Annotated in this window: 1 protein-coding gene; it reads left to right on the top strand. The window is 61.8% G+C overall.

The annotated features are described in order from the left end of the window. Positions 1-1,415, top strand: a 1,415-nt coding sequence (locus tag AC1DH9_RS29180; protein WP_477809339.1) for a beta strand repeat-containing protein, incomplete at both ends; no start/stop codon positions are given.

The following is a 1,415-nucleotide window of genomic DNA, read 5'->3' as shown; positions in this document are numbered from 1 at the left end:
TGGGCAACACCTCGGCCAACACCCTGGGTGGCGGCGCCACTTACTCGCCGGCCACGGGGCTTACCGGCTTCAGTCAGCCGATCAACGCGATCAGCAGCACCGGGGCGGTAGCGGCTGGCACTGCACAAACCAGCGTAGCGGGTGCGTTGACGGCGCTGAATACCGACACGGTCAACACCGCCAATATTGCGGTGAAATATGATGCGGTCGGCGGCAACGCCATCACCCTGGGKGCGACCGGTGGTGCAGGTGCACCGGCCGGCGGGGTGAAAATCACCAACCTGAGTGCCGGTGCCTTGAACGGCACCAGCACTGATGCGGTGAATGGCTCGCAGCTTTTTGCGACCAACCAAAGCCTCAATAACATCAACAAYGGTGCCGGCATCAAGTATTTCCATGCCAACTCGATCCTGGCCGACAGCACAGTCACGGGTACTGACAGCGTGGCYGTCGGTCCCGCCGCCAGTTCCACCGCAACGAATGCCGTGGCCATTGGCAACGGCGCCATCGCCGGCACTGCCAACTCCATCGCCCTGGGCAACGGCGCCACCACGGCTGCTGCTGTTGCGACCGTCAATGGCGTGATCAATGGCACCACTTTCAATTACGAGGGTGCGACACCGACTGGCGTATTGAGCGTGGGCAGTGTCGGTAACGAACGTCAGATCAGCAATGTAGCGGCCGGCCAAGTCACTACCACTAGCACCGACGCGATCAACGGCAGCCAACTGTTTGCCACCAATACYGCCGTSAMTAATCTGGGSACCCAGACCACGACKYTGGGCAACACCTCGGCCAACACCCTGGGCGGCGGCGCCACTTACTCATCGGCCACGGGGATTACCGGCTTCAGTCAGCCGATCAACGCGATCAGCAGCACCGGGGCGGTAGGGGCTGGCACTGCACAAACCAGCGTAGCGGGTGCGTTGACGGCGTTGAATACCGACACGGTCAACACCGCCAATATTGCGGTGAAATATGATGCGGTCGGCGGCAACACCATCACCTTGGGGGCGACCGGTGGTGCAGGCGCACCGGCCGGCGGGGTGAAAATCACCAACCTGAGTGCCGGTGCCTTGAACGGCACCAGCACTGATGCGGTGAATGGCTCGCAGCTTTTTGCGACCAACCAAAGCCTCAATAACATCAACAATGGTGCCGGCATCAAGTATTTCCATGCTAATTCGATCCTGGCCGACAGCAGCGCAACGGGTCAGGACAGCGTGGCCGTCGGCCCAGCCGCGAGTTCGACCGCCGCTAATGCGATCGCCATCGGCAACGGCGCCATCGCCGGCACTGCGAACTCCATCGCCCTGGGCAACGGCGCCACCACGGCTGCTGCTGTTGCGACCGCCAATGGCGTGATCAATGGCACCACTTTCAATTATGAGGGTGCGACACCGACTGGCGTATTG

The organism is Pseudomonas sp. 05T35, assembly GCF_056396605.1.
This window is presented reverse-complemented; position numbering and strand designations above follow the sequence as displayed.